Below are 14928 nucleotides of genomic sequence, written 5' to 3'. Positions count from 1 at the left end.
CGGCCCCCCGGGCGGTAGTACGGGGCTAAACCAGCAGCGGAGCAATCACCAGAGACACCACCGACATCAGCTTGATCAGGATATTCATGGAAGGGCCGGAAGTGTCCTTGAAGGGATCTCCCACAGTATCTCCCACCACCGTGGCCTTGTGCGCATCGCTGCCCTTATGCTCTCCTGCCACGTCACCTTTTTCAATGGCCTTCTTGGCGTTGTCCCAGGCTCCCCCGGCGTTGGCCATCACCAATGCCAGCAACACCCCTGAGACGGTTGCGCCGGCCAACATGCCTCCCAGGGCTGCCGGTCCCAGCAAAAAGCCCACGATTACCGGTGCTACCACGGCGGTGACCCCGGGGAGGATCATCTCGCGCAGGGCGGCGCTGGCGGAGATGTCCACGCAACGGGCAGCGTCGGGAACCACCCCTTCCTTGCCTTCCAGCAGGCCCGGGATTTCCCGGAACTGGCGGCGAATCTCCTCGACCATATTGCCCGCCGCCTTGCCCACCGAAGTCATGGTCAGGGCGCCAATGAGGAAGGGCAGAATTCCACCGATGAAGAGCCCGATGACCACCGTGGGTTCGGTGATCACGATCCGGAGCGGCGTCTCGCCATCGGCCAGCAGGGCGGCGTACTGTTTCCACTGGCCGGTAAGTTCGGCCTGCTCGCTTGTGAGTGCCTCCAGCTTGCTCTGGATTGCGCCGACCACGGCCTGAGAGTAGGCGGCGAACAGCGCCAGGGCCGTGAGCGCGGCCGAACCCACGGCGAAACCCTTGCCCATGGCCGCTGTCGTATTCCCAAGGGCGTCCAGGCTGTCAGTGATCTTGCGCACCTCGGGCCCCAGGCGGGACATTTCCGATATGCCCCCGGCATTGTCCGCGATAGGCCCGTAGGCGTCGACGGACATGGTAATGCCTACCGTTGCCAGCATTCCGACCGCGGCAATCCCCACCCCGTAGAGACCGGCCGTGTCGTTGGCGACGAAGATGGCCAGGCAAATAGCCAGGACAGGCAGCGCGGCGGACTCCAGACCCACCGCCATTCCGCTGATGATGTTGGTTGCCGCTCCTTGTTTGCTGGAGTCGCAGATTCTCCGAATGGGTTTGCCGGAGGTGTAGTACTCGGTGATCAAACCAATGAAGACGCCTGCCAGGGTACCCCAAAAGATTGCCCAGAACACCTGGTCGCTCACCGCGTAGGTCGAAACCAGTCCGTAGGCGCTCACCAGGAACAGCGCCGCGGCGATGTAGGTCGCGTAGCGAAGCGCCGAGGCGGGAGAGATCCGTTTGAGGGCCTTCATGGAGAAGATTCCCACAAAGGAGGCAATCAGGCCGGTGACCGCCAGCATCAATGGCAGGGCCATCAGGATCGTCCTGGCTTCCGGATCGCTCACCTGAGGCGTCGACTTCAACGCGGCCAACTGTTGAGTGGCCAAGGTGGCCCCAATTGCGATGGTGGCCACGATCGAACCGACATAGGACTCGAAAATGTCAGCCCCCATTCCGGCCACGTCCCCCACGTTGTCACCAACGTTGTCGGCAATCACACCGGGGTTGCGCGGGTCATCCTCCGGAATATTGGCCTCCACCTTTCCCACCAGGTCAGCGCCGACATCGGCGGCCTTGGTATAGATTCCACCTCCCACTCGGGCAAACAGCGCGATGGAGCTGGCGCCCATGGCGAATCCGTTGATGACGCTGGCGGTCTCCGGCTTCCCGTAAATCAGGAACAATACGCCGAGGCCGATCAATCCCAGGCTGGCGACACTCACTCCCATGACGGCGCCGCCGTTAAAGGCGGTAAGCAAGGCCTTGCCCTGTCCCTCCTCCTTGGCAGCCTGTGTCGTTCTGACGTTGGCACTGGTGGCCGCTTTCATCCCCAGGAAGCCTGCCAATGCCGAGCAGAGCGCCCCTGAAACAAAGGCAAGCGAGGTGTTCCACGTCAAGAAAACGCCCAGAAGTACGGCTACAATGGTGACAAAGAAGAACAGAGTCAGATATTGACGCTTCAGGTATGTCATGGCGCCAAGTTGGATCTGGTCTGAGATACCGCGCATCAACTCGGTGCCGGCCGGCAGGCGTTTGAGGGTAAGATAAATGACCATGGCAACGGCCAACCCAATGAGTCCTGCAATCGGAAAGTAGGTCATCCAAGTTTGAATCATCCAATCAACTCCTCAATCAAGTGGGCTCCAAAAATCAGATTCGGACGCAGCCGCCACGAGTAAGTTTGCAGGCCGGCGGCTTATTCACGGGAACGCAGACGCCCCTGGAAATCGTGCGTTTCGGGGTGGGGCGCAGGGGGTTTGCGGTTTGCTTCGGCCAGGCTCGATCGCGCAGGCAGGAGTTCCGGGCTCTCTGTGGATGGCGGTTGTTCCGTGGCGCCTTCGGTCACCTCAGCCGGCATGGATCATTGACAAAAACGGCGCAGATGTCAAGGTGAGCCGAGAGTCCGGTCTCAGAAATTTGACAAGCCTGTTTCTGAAACCGAACACTTGGGGATTCAGCCTGGGACGGTCCGGCGGGCCGATAACGGAAACCGTTTTGGAATCGCCGACGGCCGGGAAGTCCCCAATGGAGTCTCAGGCCGCCTAAAGTCACTCGGATGGGGCAGGTTGCCCGCCCAGGCCGGATCTTCATCGGCAAAGATATTCGTGGTAGAGTGTCCGGGCCAGCCGGTCTTCCGGGTTCGGCAGGCCGGGCGGTTGCCCTTGTGGGATCGGTATGATTCTTGCCCCCGTAGCCTGTCTTATGGGTGCATGGGGCCGATCCTGCCGCCCACCCTGAGCCATTCCATCCAAACCCTTGCAGATTGTGGTATTTCCGGCGGCAGTCTCCTCAGCGGTGCATTCCGCCGGCTCCGATGCGAGGGCTTCCGGACGAGGTGATTTGCGCTGACTGCCCACTCCATTCAGCCTCGCAAGATGATCGATCCGGTCTTTCGCAACTCCCTTCGAGAATGCATCTTCCTCCTCCTCCTGTGGCTCGCCTGTTGCCTCTATACGGTGACCTACTGTTATCTGGCCGGCTACCTGGTGCATGAACCGCATCCCAATGCCACGGGACCCTCCCTCGGCAAGCTGGTTGGACCACTGACGGCATTCGACCGGCAGCCGCAGTCCCTGACCACCCCGCTCGGATTGGGGGTTCCGGACTGGGTGTTTTATGGAGTGATAACGCCCTGGGTGGCGGCGGTCGTTATCACCGTCCTGTTCTGCCTCTATTTTTTTAGGGAGGATGACTTGAGCGCGGAGCGGAACGAGGCGGGAATCCTTCATGACTGAGACCAGCCCAGCCACCACCATCACCTTCATCGCCTATATCGCCTGTGTCTTTGTTCTGGCTGCTCTCTCACATCGACTTCTGGCGACCAAGTCTTTCCTGGGTGAATATTTTCTGGGGAGCCGGGGCCTGGGTAGTTGGGCCCTGGCCTTTACCTTTGCGGCCACGGCGGCTTCCGGCGGAAGCTTCACCGGATTTCCCTCTCTCATATACAGCTACGGGTGGGTGCTGGCTTTCTGGATCGCAAGCTACATGGTCGCCGGAGTCTGCAGCATGGGGGTTCTGGGAAAGCGGTTGAACCAGGTGGCTCGCAAGACGGGAGCCATCACCATCCCCGACGTGCTTCGTGACCGATACGATTCGACGGCCGTGGCGCTCTTTGCAACTTCGACCATTATTTTCTTTACCGTTTGCAACCTGATCGCCCAATTCAAGGCTGGAGCCCTGATCATTGAGGAAACATTCAACCTTCCGGCCGACTGGGGTTACAGTGCCGGGCTGATCATCTTTGCAGTCACCGTGATCTTCTACACGGCCTATGGAGGGTTTCGAGCGGTCGTGTGGACCGACGTTCTGCAAGGCGTGGTGATGGTTCTGGGCATCACTCTGCTGCTTCCCGTGATCATCAGGCAGGGCGGGGGAATGGAGTCGATCAACCGCAAGCTCAGGGAACGCCCCCCAACGCTGGTTACCTCGGTGGCGGGGTCCTACAACGATCTGGTCATTCAAGCCCGGGGACCACTCGATACCGCCGGCTTGCTCTATCGTCACCCCGGGCGAGCCAATGCTCCCCTGGAGATACGGTGGGACCCGGGGGTTGGGGCGGAGAATCGTTTTATCGAGGTCTTTCTGGCGACCGATGGCGAGGGGCGGACCACCAGTACCGGCAACGACGTCAAGCGAGCCATCGAGCACCACCCGAGGCTGGGCCCACGCTTCCGGGTCAGCTTTCCATACGACAACAACGAGGTAGCCACCGATCGATTCGGGCGCCAAACCGAAATGGGAGCCACGGGAGTGATAGGCCTGGACAGTGATCGGATTACGGAACGCTTTGTGTTCCTGCGCGGCGACGAAGTGCTGTTCGGGCCGGGGCGCTCTCACCGGGGAGCCCCCTTTCATCCCCTGGGCATGGCCATTTCATTTTTCTTCATGTGGGCCATCACCGGTATGGGTCAGCCGGGGACCATGCTTCGCTTGATGGCCTTCAAGGACAGCCGAACTCTGAAGCGGGCCATCCTGACGGTCACCGGGTTCTACTCGATGGTTTACCTGCCGCTGGTCTTCATCTTCGTGGCCGCCCGGGTGCTCATTCCCGAGTTGAATGCCGAAAACTCCGACAAGGCCATGGTCCTGGTCACCACCCGGGTCGTGGGGGACATGGGGCTCGCCTACCAGATCCTGGGCGCTGTCCTGGTGGCGGCACCCTTTGCCGCCGTCATGTCGACAGTCGACAGCTTTCTTCTGATGATCAGCTCGGGTCTGGTGCGAGACGTTTACCAGCGTACCATCAACCCTCGGGTCAGCAATCGGACGGTCAAGCGAGCCAGCTATGCCACCACCGTGATTGTGGGCATGGTGGTGACGCTGCTGGCCACCCGTCCACCCGACTTTCTGCAACGAATCATCGTGTTTACGGGCAGCGGGTTTGCCGCCACCTTTCTTTGCCCCATTTTGCTGGGACTCTATTGGAAGGGCATGACTCGACAAGGGGCGCTGAGCGCCATGGTGGGCGGATTCACGGTGATGGTGGGGTTCTTCCTGCCGACCCTGTTTGGCGGGAGTCGCATCGATTTACTGGGTTTTCACCCCAACCTGTGGGGATTGTTCGTTTCATTCGGTTTGGGATTCCTGGTCAGCAAGGGCACCGGCCCCGCTCCGACCCATCTGGTAGAACGTTATTTTTACAAGTTGAGTCCCTCTCAACAGGGTCAGTCGACCAGAGACGAGGGGCAATCAAGGGAAGACAACTCCGCCTAGGAGGTCCGTTTGATTGAGGGATTTCACCATACCGGCATCGTGGTCAAGGACCTGGAGGGAATGGTTCGCTTTTACACCCAGGTTCTTGGACTACGAATTCTGCGTCGAATCGATTCCGTGGCTCCTCCGGAGGGGGACCACACCGGCATTCCCGGGGCGCGGCGGCAGCTGGTCTTTGTGGGCTTCCCGGGCGACCATCAGATCGAACTGGTTCATTTCGTCGATCCACCGGCCCCTCAGGGCCATCTGGACAAGCATCAGCTCGGCGCCGGCCATGTCTGTTTTGACGTAAAGGATCTGCGGCAGACCTATGCGGAGTTGCGAGGCCTCGGAGTTCGATTCGTCACCGAGCCGAAGTTCCGATCGTACCGAAATGCCGAACTCGGAATCGTTTACGCTCGGGATCCGGAGGGGAACTGGCTGGAATTCGTTCAGGGACTGCACTGAGACCTTATTTGAAACAAAAGAAAAAGGAGTTATCCACGAAGGAACACGAAGGACTGCGAAGGGTCACCAAGAGGGTCGAGTTGGCTCAAGAGGGATGCGCCAAGGGTCGGCAAGGGGGTCAATGAAGGGCACCAGGGATGATTAACATCGATGCACAGGATGCACAGGATTAACAGGACGAGAGCTTCCTGCACCAGAAGCCGGCTCGGGCGATGATCCGGTGCGGATTTGCGGATTCCCGGCATTGGAAGCTAGCCGTTTCCTGAAAAAATCCTGTGCATCGATGTTCAATCTGTAGAAAACCAGTTTAACGGGACATGGCCCAGGCTCGCGATAGCCAATATGGATCCCATGTTTCATTCTCGTATGATCCGTCCTGCAGGGCGGGGGCGTTACTTGTTTGAAACAGCCGAGCGTTGTCCACAAAGGCCGAAAAGAGAAATCCACGAAGGGGCACGAAGGGCTATGAAGGGCCACTAAGGGGCTGGAGAACTCTCAATAGGGAGCCGCCAAAGGTTGGGAAGCCAAAAGATTTCGAAGGATTAGCGGACCGATGCTTGAAGTACTGGATCTTGACCTGAAGATGGGCAAGGAGGAATACCAGGAAGCCATTCCACGGCTGAGGGTAGAGTTGCGCGACCTGCAGCATGCCGTCAGGGCCGCCGGAGTTCCGGTTGTGGTCCTGTTTGAGGGTTGGAAGGCGGCAGGCAAGGGAGATGCGATCAACGCCCTGGTACGCCCCCTTGACCCCAGGGGATTCAAGGTCTTTACCACCCAGGCGCCTACCCTTGAAGAGCAGTTCCACCCCTTTCTTTGGCGCTTCTCGACCCGGCTTCCCGGGAAGGGTGAATGGGTGTTCTGGGATCGCTCCTGGTATCGACAAATGTTGGAGGAACGCGTTGACGGAAGTCTGGACCGTGGAGGCGCCCTGGCGGCCGGAGGTGAAATTCGTGAGTTCGAGCGCCAGCTCACGGACGACGGCGCGGTGCTGATCAAGTTCTGGCTGCACGTTAGCAGGAAGGAACAGGAACGGCGACTGGAGAGCATGCAGAGCGATCGTTTCGAGCGTTGGCGCTGGACCCAGCCGGATTGGAAGAAAGAGCGCGGCTACAAGAAATACCTGGAAGCCGCGGAAGAGATGCTTGCCTTGACCAGCACGGTGAATGCTCCCTGGAAGCTGGTGGAAGCTCATAACCGCCGATACCGGCGGGTCAAGATCCTTGAACACCTGATTGGCGCGCTCTCGGCCCATCTGTCCAGGCGGGGCAAGGGGACGGAGTCCATTGGTCCTTCGATACCGGCAGCGGAAAACATTGATGAGGAAGTTCGGAGTCGAGGCCTTCACATTAGGGTTGACTCCGAACCCTCGGTGCTGGATCGCTCCGACTTGAGCAAGCAACTGGACCGGGGAGACTATGAGAAACGGCTTTCCAAACTGCAACTACGCCTGCGAGATCTGGAATTCGAGTGCTATGGGCGGCGGGTGGCGAGTGTCGTGGTCTATGAGGGCTGGGACGCGGCTGGCAAGGGCGGCAACATCAAGCGGCTGACTCAGGAACTGGATCCGAGAGGATACGAGGTGGTTCCGATAAACGCGCCTACCGCTGAAGAGAAGATCCACCACTACCTGTGGCGCTTCTGGCGGCAATTGCCCAAGGGCGGCCACATGACCATTTTCGATCGAAGCTGGTACGGCCGGGTTCTGGTTGAACGGGTGGAGGGATTTGCGAGCGAGGAGGAATGGCGCCGCGCCTACCAGGAGATCAACGAGTTCGAAAGGCACCTCACAGCCGCGGGGGTGGTGTGCGTCAAGTTTTGGCTCCATCTGAGCCCGGAGGAGCAGTTGCGCCGATTCCAGGCCCGGGAATGCACTCCGCACAAGCGATTCAAGTTGACCTCCGAGGACTGGAGGAATCGGACCAGATGGAATGACTATCGAAGGGCTGTCACGGAGATGATCGAGCGGACCAGCACCCCTTACGCTCCCTGGACGGTCGTGGAGGCGGAGGACAAGCTCTGGGCCCGCGTGAAGACACTTTCCACACTGGTCAGCACCTTGGAGAAGCACCTCGGGGTTTGAACCAATTCTGAAACTAAAGAAGGAGCAAGACGAGTGAATCCACAAGTGACCGGCTCGAGAGGGGGTTTTCGACCCTTTGGTCTACGAGGTTGGCAGTTTCTTGTGAACCACGACAGGTCCTACCTGGCTCAAGCGGCAGAGCGGTCGATAGAGGAAGCGCCGGGTTTCGACGTGACCCACCTGGAATTTCCCAATATGGCCATGCAGTTACCCTACGCCTACACCAACTCACCGGTGCCACCCTGTGCGAACTGGGTCCTGTGTGGGCAGACCTTCAGGGACTTCCCCAAGGTGGCTCGCCACGATGACTTGCACAGCCGTGGGGCGGTCTCGACTCTGGAGGATCGTAGCCGGAACCTGGCTTACATGAAGGATCTCTTCGGCAAGGTCAAGGCTTCGGGTCTCGGAGTCATGGCCTGGCACCATGTTCGTCGCGATCTTCCCGACGAGCTCGCTCGGGAATACCCGGAGTCGGCTACGGGGGATCCGAGCTTTCTGCAGAATTGGGAGGAAGCCACCCTGACCGAGTTCTTCGAAGTGGCGCCGGAAGTCGACATGCTGGTGGTAACGTCGCTGACGGAAACTCCGGGAGTGTTGGAAATGCCCGACCGGACTCGCCAGGTGGCTCGGCTGGCCGGTGTGTTCGGAGCCATGGAGCGGGCCTGCCGCAGGGCGGGGAAGACTCTGGTCATTCGCGACTGGGGAGCCGTGGGTCAGAATCAATGGCAGGGTTCCATCTTCAAGGAGGCGATGGATAGTCTTCCCGAGGACGTCTGGATTCACATCAAGAACGTGGTGCTCGACTTCGTCACCAATGCCGAAATCCCCCACCCCAACCTCTACGCCTACCCCAACCGACCCATGATCGTCGAGTTCGACGTGTACGGAGAGTACTACGGCCGGGCCGACATTCCCTACGTGGACCCCCAGCACTACTGTGAGCGACTGGATGCCCTCTATGCCCTGAAACCTGGCGGGGTGACGGCACGAATCTCCTATGAGTCGGGAAGGGAATGGCGTCGTTATCGAACCATCTTCGATTCTCCCAATGCCGCCAACGCTGTCGCCTGGTCCCGCTGGGCCTCCGAGGCTGCCAAGAACCGACCGATCGGCGAGTGGCTGGACTTTCTTGCTCCTTCCCGACGTTGGCAGACCTACACCTGGCAGTGGCTGGCGGACCGGTACGGTACCGATGCGGGTCCGCTGCTGGCCCGGGTCTTCGAGCGAACCCCACAGATTGTGCATGGGATATTCGCTCCGCTGTGGTGCGGCTACTGGCACCCGTTCAGCGTCATGGAGCATACGACCCTGCCGTGGCCGCCCACCCGCCTGAAGGATCACGGATCCGTGCCCTGGGATCCTCCCCCGGACATTCTCGAGGTCAGCGGAGGGCTGGGCGACAATGACTTTTCGAGAGTGGTGGGCTGGATGCCTCCAGGCACGGCCGTCGAGACCATCGGCTGGTGTCAGTTGGTTGCTCGCAAGGAGGAAGGACTCCGGCTGGCGCGGCTCTGTTCGGAGGAAGTGTCGGTTGAAGGCCGGGCCGTCTTGTCTCCTGAGGACTATGCGGACCTTGACCTTTTGTTCCGGCAACTGGTGGCTGTCTGCCGGGCCGATGTCCTGACCGGCAAGATTCTGGCTGCCTCCCGTGGCCCCCGGAAAGATTCAACGATTCTTGCGGAGTTGTCCTTGTCTTCCCTGAGCAGCGAAGCGGAGCAGATGGCGGGTGAGATCCGTCGCGACTTCGGCGCGGAATTCTTTGGGGAATTGGCGCTGCGCGTGGAAGCCTGGGGACGCTGGGCCAAGGAGGAGGCATCCGCAGAGGACGAATGAGGGACCCGTGAAGGGAAAAAGAGTGATCCACGAAGTCACACGAATGACCAAGAAGGGCCACTAAGGCGTTGCAGAAGGCACTAAAGGAATCTCCCAAGGGTTGGTAAGGTTCAACAAGATTAATCCGCGGTCGGACTGCAAGGGGCTCGGAAAGGACTCGAAAGGGGTCCGTGAGGGTCCGGGAAGAACAACGATTATCGAGACCCTCCATCAAGGGCCGCAAGACCGCGGTCATAGAGGTCCAGCACCCGCTTTCGTTCCTCGGGCGTGGCGAAGAGTGCCTCTTCGGCCACCGTAGTTCTCGCCGCCTGAATCTCTCTCCTTAGATGGACCACCGCGGCGGGTTGGCGGATCGATTTTCCGTCCACCTCGAGGTAGATCGCCGAGGTATGTCCGAAGATGGGCAACCCGTACTCGCTGTCAGCCTGCCCGGAGACTCTCAGCGCCAGCCACCCGGGCTCTTCCACCGCAAACGTCTTCTTCAACTCGGCCGAAAAGTGTTCCCCGGTTGCTCGGGACGGGATGCGATCGACCACCCGGCCGTTGTGGATCAGTTCCAGGTGATCGAAGTCGATTCGTCCCGACACCCGACCCTCGACTCCGACCTCCCCGGGGGATTTCAGTGAGAGGGTATCTCCGATCCCTTGGTCCTCCACCAGGAAGTGAAACAGGGGGCCGTTGGTGATGAAGGACCGTCCCCGCTTGAGCGCTTCCAGCCAGGAGGCGATTCCCAGAGGTTCCGCAACCCGGGTGTAGGCTCTGGCAAGGTCGAACAGGAACCAATCGGTGCCGGTCGAGAAGGGAACCCTGAGCCCGGCATTGAGGTAGTGATAAAAGGTGTCCTCAAATTGGGGATAGTCCTCCAGGGACAGCCCGTCAAAGATATTCTGGGCATCCACCTTGCCCAGGACGAAGTTGACCACCCGTTCCAGTCCTAAGTCGTTGTGGCACCAAATGGTCGTTCCTCCCTGACGATGCGCTTCATCGATCCCTTCCTGCAGGGGAATCCCGTCAGTGCCGGCCCCCGTGATGCCCGGACCGATGCTGACCGGCTGGATGAGCTTCCTGATGTTCAGCAGCATGACGTGACCGTAGCCTCCACTCCAGGGAGTCAGGTTGTGACGATGTTCCTCACCCTGATTGACCAGCACGCCGGTGGAATGGAATTGGGTCAGGTCCCCTACCGGATAGCGGTTGGTGATGTAATCGGCGTCTTCGGACGGGCGGATCAGATAGGAGGTGAACAAGACGTCCAATCGGTCCGCGGCCGGGATTGTGCTCAGGTAGCGATCAGCCTCTTCCGGCGCGAGCCTGAAGAGGTGCAGGTGGGTGTTGCCGCCAAACCACTTCTTGTCCTTGATGTGGCTGAATGAATTCAGGGAAAGGGTCAAGGAGGCGTCATTCCTCTGGCTGAGGTCGACCTCCAGGGTCGCCATCTCCGTTTCAAGTCCCGAGAAGGCTTCCAGCCGCAGGGGTTTTTGGGGCAGCGTCACTTCGCTGGGCTCGGACAGGACGTACCAGTCATGGATGGGGCGGCGGGGCGGCCGTTTGCCCTGTTGCTGCAGGGCCACCGATCCGACGCCTTGTCCCCTTTCCAGTAGGCCATGGATCGGAACCGCTGTCTCCTGGCCCTGGACGAAACCGCGAATCACCCCCGGGACGGGCTTGCCGGTGCTGCCGTCGACCAGCGAGAGACGGACACGGCACAATTCTTCCTGAAGCATGCCGCAGCGGGCGGCGGTCAAAACGCCCAATCCCCAGATCAGGACGAGAAAGAGTCGGCGGTTCATCGGTCAGGTCACTCCGGAGCAAGCCGGCGCACCATCATGGGTTCCGGGAAGGCGGCCGTTGTCACTCTGTGTCACGGCGCTTCATTTCAGGTTCCAGGTCGACTCCCAACCCGTCGGCCACGCGGTTGATGTAATTGAAGTAGGAAATCACTTCGACGGCATCCAGGATATCTCGATCGCTGAGCCCCTCGCTTCTCAACCGTTGGCAGTCCTCGGCGGTCATTCGGGAGGGCTGGCGGGTGAGCTTTTCGGCAAATTCGCACAAGGCCCGCTGGCGGGCGTCCAATGGAGCTTCCCGGTAATCCCGCTTCACGGTCTCGGCCAGCAACCGATTTCCTGTCGCAACACGGAGATCCTCCCCGTGGCCTTCCACTCAGTAGAAGCAGTCGTTGAGTTGAGAGACCACCGTGGCCAGCATTTCCCGCTCGGCCCTGGAAAGACCGGAGGGTCCGTGCATGGTGGCCCGATAGAGCGCCATGCTGGCGTGAAGGGCGGCAGCATTGAGGCTCTGGATCTTCAGGATGTTGAAGACCTTGCCGGCACGCTCTGTGGCCGCGGCATATTCAGCTTGCAGAGCGCCGTCGGCTGCTTCCGGTTCAATCACTCGGATGTAGGCCATGCTGCCTCCCTGATCTGAGGTTCTCGGCTAACGACGGACGGGTCGGGGCAATCGGTCCATTGAAGAAGCCCGTTTGAACTCTACCCGAACAGCAGGTTCACAATCAGGACCGCCGCCAGGATGCCGGTGACATCAGCGGTCAGGCAGGCCGGCAGGGCGTGGCGGGTCTTCTTGATGCCTACAGAACCGAAATATACCGCCAGAATGTAGAAGGTGGTATCGGTGCTTCCGTTAAAGGTACAGACCATGTAGCCGGTGAAGGAGTCGGGCCCGTGGGCGTTCATGACCTCGGTCATTACTCCCAGAGCTCCACTTCCGGAGAGTGGCCGGACCAGGGCCACCGGCAACGCTTCTGCGGGCATGCCGATCAGGTTGGTGACCGGACCGATACCCCGGGCCAACAGTTCCAGACCCCCCGATGCCCGGAATATCCCGATGGCCACCAAAATGGCAACCAGGTAGGGAATGATTTTCACGGCGACCTGAAAACCCTCCTTGGCTCCTTCCACCAGCGATTCGTAGACTTTCACTCCGCGAGTCCATCCGAACAGCACCAGTCCCGCGATCAGAGCAGGCAACATCCAAAAAGACATGATGCTGCGCACCAGGTCCATCGCCGGGGTGGTACCAACCTGTTGCGCGATATGCACGGTCAGAGCAGCTAACAGAGCCAGGTAAAAGCCGAGCACTACCGGCTTTCCCCAGCGGGGTCGAACCAGTTCCAGTTGGGACTGGGGCGTCATGGACGCGTCCTCTGCCTGGACCTGATCGGAGGAGGTTGCTTCAACCCGCCGGTCCTGGTCAGCCTGGTTGGATGTCGCTCCTGCCAGGCGATAGCGTGGCGTTCGGGCCAGCAGAGTCGCCGCCACAATCGCGGCTACGGTGGCGCATCCACTGGCAAACCAGGTAGTCGCCAAAATTCCTGCAGCATCCTGGGAGCCGGCCGCCGCTCTCAAGCTGATGACACCCAGGGGCAGCAGCGCCAGGCCGGAGGTGTTGAGAGCCAGGAAGAGCACCATGGCGTTGGTTGCAGTTCCCTTGTCGTTGTTGAGTCGGTCCAGCTCCATCATGGCCTTGAGTCCAAACGGGGTCGCCGCGTTCCCAAGCCCCAGCAGGTTGGAGGTGATATTCAGGATCATGGCGCTCATGGCCGGGTGATCCCTGGGGATGGCCGGGAAGAGGAATCGCATCACGGGATGTACGGCGCGGGCCATCATCCGCAACAAGCCCCCGTCGGCGGCCACTCGCATTAAGCCCAGGAAGAAGGCCATAACTCCGATGAGACCCAGGGCGAGGGTGACGGCCGAGCGGGCCGACTCTAGCACGGCCTTGCTCAACATCTCCATGCGACCCGTGAAGGCCGCCATCAGGATGGAAAACAGGACGATGACAACGAAGATTCCATTCAGCATGAAGTTCCTCGGGAGATGTGGAGAACGGGAGTCATGGGCGCGGCTGTGAGTGTCTGCTTAGGGGAAGAGTTTTTAGTCCTTCAGAACAAAGGTGTAGAGGGAATGCCCGGCCACGATGGAGAAATGCTGTTTGTCGTTGACCAGGTCGGTGATGGGTGAACTGATGACCCTCCCGCCCAGGTCACGGCTCCACTAACGGTAACCGGGGTCACGGAGAAGGCTGCGACAAGGAGTAATCGCACTGCGAGCCCCCCGGGACGACTCGACCCAACGTTGCGAAACGCCTCATCGGAGGCTGACTGACACTTCCCGTAGCGGGGTGTGATGGGCCCGGCTTTCGGAAGAAGATTCCCAAGAAGAGGTCGGGAAGATGCTGAAAAAACGCCCCTTTTCATGATACACCCCGGCTCCGGCGAGAAAGGTGGGCTAGCCGCTCTCTCCCAGCGCGTGGACCTCGTCGGCCACGGCCTTGGCGCCTTCGAAAAAGTGGACTACATCGTCACCGAGGGCAAACCATTGGACTCCCTTTCCATACCACTCCTTGACCGTTTCCAGGTTGCAGCCGATCGAGGCCCCCAGGAATAGGTCGGTTTCGCGAACCCTGGCGAAGACGCTGTCGATGGTTCGGAGCACTTCCGGGTCGCTGTGCTGGCCCAGCTTGCCCATGGAGCCCGTAAGGTCGTTGCGGCCGATCACCACGCCGTCCAGGCCGGGGGTCGCCAGGATCTCGTCCAGATTATGGACGGCCTGGATGTGCTCAATCTGGACAAAGACCATGATTTGCTCTCTGGCAATGGCCAGATATTCCTCCATGCTCTCGATGCCGTACATATTTCGGATCGGGCCAAATCCACGAATGCCTTGGGGCGGGTAGCGACAAGCGGCAACGGCCTTGGCGGCCTCTTCCCCCGAACAGACCATGGGTACCACGATGCCGGCCGGCGCCAGGTCCAGAATCGGCTTGATCAGGACGGGATCGTTCCAGGCGACACGAACGATGGGAGCTGCCTGGGTACCACGCAGCGCGGCCAGATGTCCCAACAATGCGCGAAGATCAAGGTAGGAGTGCTCCATTTCGATCCACACTAGGTCGTTTCCAGCCTCGGCAGCCAGTTCGCTGACGATGGGATCGGTAAGCGAAACAGAGGTTCCCACACAAATCTTGCCTTCCTGCAGGCGTTGCCGGAACCGATCGACGTTGTTGACGGAACTCATTCACTCTTCCTCGTTTGAAGGGGGGAAACGGGCGGGCAAGCACCACCCTACCGCTACGCTCCCGGGGTTGAAGGAACCATGAACCAATGCGGGCAATTTAATCAATGGGCTGTGCGGGTGTCAAGAACAGCGGCCTGGGGGAGAATTTGATTCACATGGATGCACGGGATACACAGGATTTATTCCGGAAACGGCTGACTTGTAGACTTGGACATCCGCAAATGCGCACTCGATTGTCGCCGGAGTCAGCTTCTCGTTCAGCAGCCTCCCGTCCTGA

General features: G+C 60.0%; 11 protein-coding genes. 5 read left to right on the top strand and 6 right to left on the bottom strand.

Annotated elements, in window-relative coordinates:
* Window positions 1-25: 25 nt before the first annotated feature.
* Window positions 26-2158: a sodium-translocating pyrophosphatase gene (locus tag OXI69_11015; GenBank protein ID MDE2666675.1), complete on the bottom strand. Its 2133-nt coding sequence runs from the start codon at window positions 2156-2158 to the stop codon at window positions 26-28.
* A 759-nt stretch (window positions 2159-2917) separates the two neighbouring features.
* Here OXI69_11015 and OXI69_11010 point away from each other — a divergent pair.
* The 5 genes from OXI69_11010 (at window position 2918) to OXI69_10990 (ending at window position 9615) form a co-directional block, all read left to right on the top strand.
* Window positions 2918-3277 (top strand): hypothetical protein, encoded by a 360-nt coding sequence (locus OXI69_11010; protein ID MDE2666674.1) that lies wholly within the window; start codon window positions 2918-2920, stop codon window positions 3275-3277.
* Window positions 3270-5255, top strand: coding sequence for a hypothetical protein (locus OXI69_11005; GenBank protein ID MDE2666673.1), 1986 nt, complete (start codon window positions 3270-3272; stop codon window positions 5253-5255). The genes OXI69_11010 and OXI69_11005 overlap by 8 nt, the downstream gene beginning before the upstream one ends.
* Before the next feature lie 9 nt (window positions 5256-5264).
* Entirely contained in the window at window positions 5265-5702 is a 438-nt protein-coding gene (locus OXI69_11000; GenBank protein MDE2666672.1) for a VOC family protein, read from the top strand.
* A gap of 553 nt (window positions 5703-6255) precedes the next feature.
* On the top strand, window positions 6256-7782 hold the full coding sequence (locus OXI69_10995; GenBank protein MDE2666671.1) for a phosphate--AMP phosphotransferase: 1527 nt from the start codon (window positions 6256-6258) through the stop codon (window positions 7780-7782).
* 102 nt (window positions 7783-7884) lie between these two features.
* Window positions 7885-9615 carry a hypothetical protein gene (locus OXI69_10990; protein ID MDE2666670.1) on the top strand — a complete coding sequence of 577 codons (1731 nt, stop codon included), beginning with the start codon at window positions 7885-7887 and terminating at the stop codon, window positions 9613-9615.
* Window positions 9616-9809: 194 nt separating this feature from the next.
* Here the strand turns inward: OXI69_10990 and OXI69_10985 are convergent, their stop codons facing one another.
* From OXI69_10985 to OXI69_10965, 5 genes are all read right to left on the bottom strand, one after another.
* Complete coding sequence (locus OXI69_10985) at window positions 9810-11405, bottom strand: CehA/McbA family metallohydrolase (GenBank protein MDE2666669.1); 1596 nt, start codon at window positions 11403-11405, stop codon at window positions 9810-9812.
* 61 nt (window positions 11406-11466) lie between these two features.
* On the bottom strand, window positions 11467-11778 hold the full coding sequence (locus tag OXI69_10980; protein ID MDE2666668.1) for a peroxidase-related enzyme: 312 nt from the start codon (window positions 11776-11778) through the stop codon (window positions 11467-11469).
* Entirely contained in the window at window positions 11779-12024 is a 246-nt protein-coding gene (locus OXI69_10975) for a carboxymuconolactone decarboxylase family protein (GenBank protein ID MDE2666667.1), read from the bottom strand. It abuts the gene before it with no gap.
* An 80-nt stretch (window positions 12025-12104) separates the two neighbouring features.
* Window positions 12105-13433 (bottom strand): spore maturation protein, encoded by a 1329-nt coding sequence (locus OXI69_10970; protein MDE2666666.1) that lies wholly within the window; start codon window positions 13431-13433, stop codon window positions 12105-12107.
* Between the two features lie 429 nt (window positions 13434-13862).
* Window positions 13863-14651, bottom strand: a complete 789-nt coding sequence (locus OXI69_10965; GenBank protein MDE2666665.1) for an aldolase/citrate lyase family protein — start codon at window positions 14649-14651, stop codon at window positions 13863-13865.
* Window positions 14652-14928 lie beyond the last annotated feature (277 nt).

It is taken from the genome of Acidobacteriota bacterium (assembly GCA_028875575.1).
Classification (GTDB): Bacteria; Acidobacteriota; Terriglobia; order Versatilivoradales; family Versatilivoraceae; genus Versatilivorator.
This window is presented reverse-complemented; position numbering and strand designations above follow the sequence as displayed.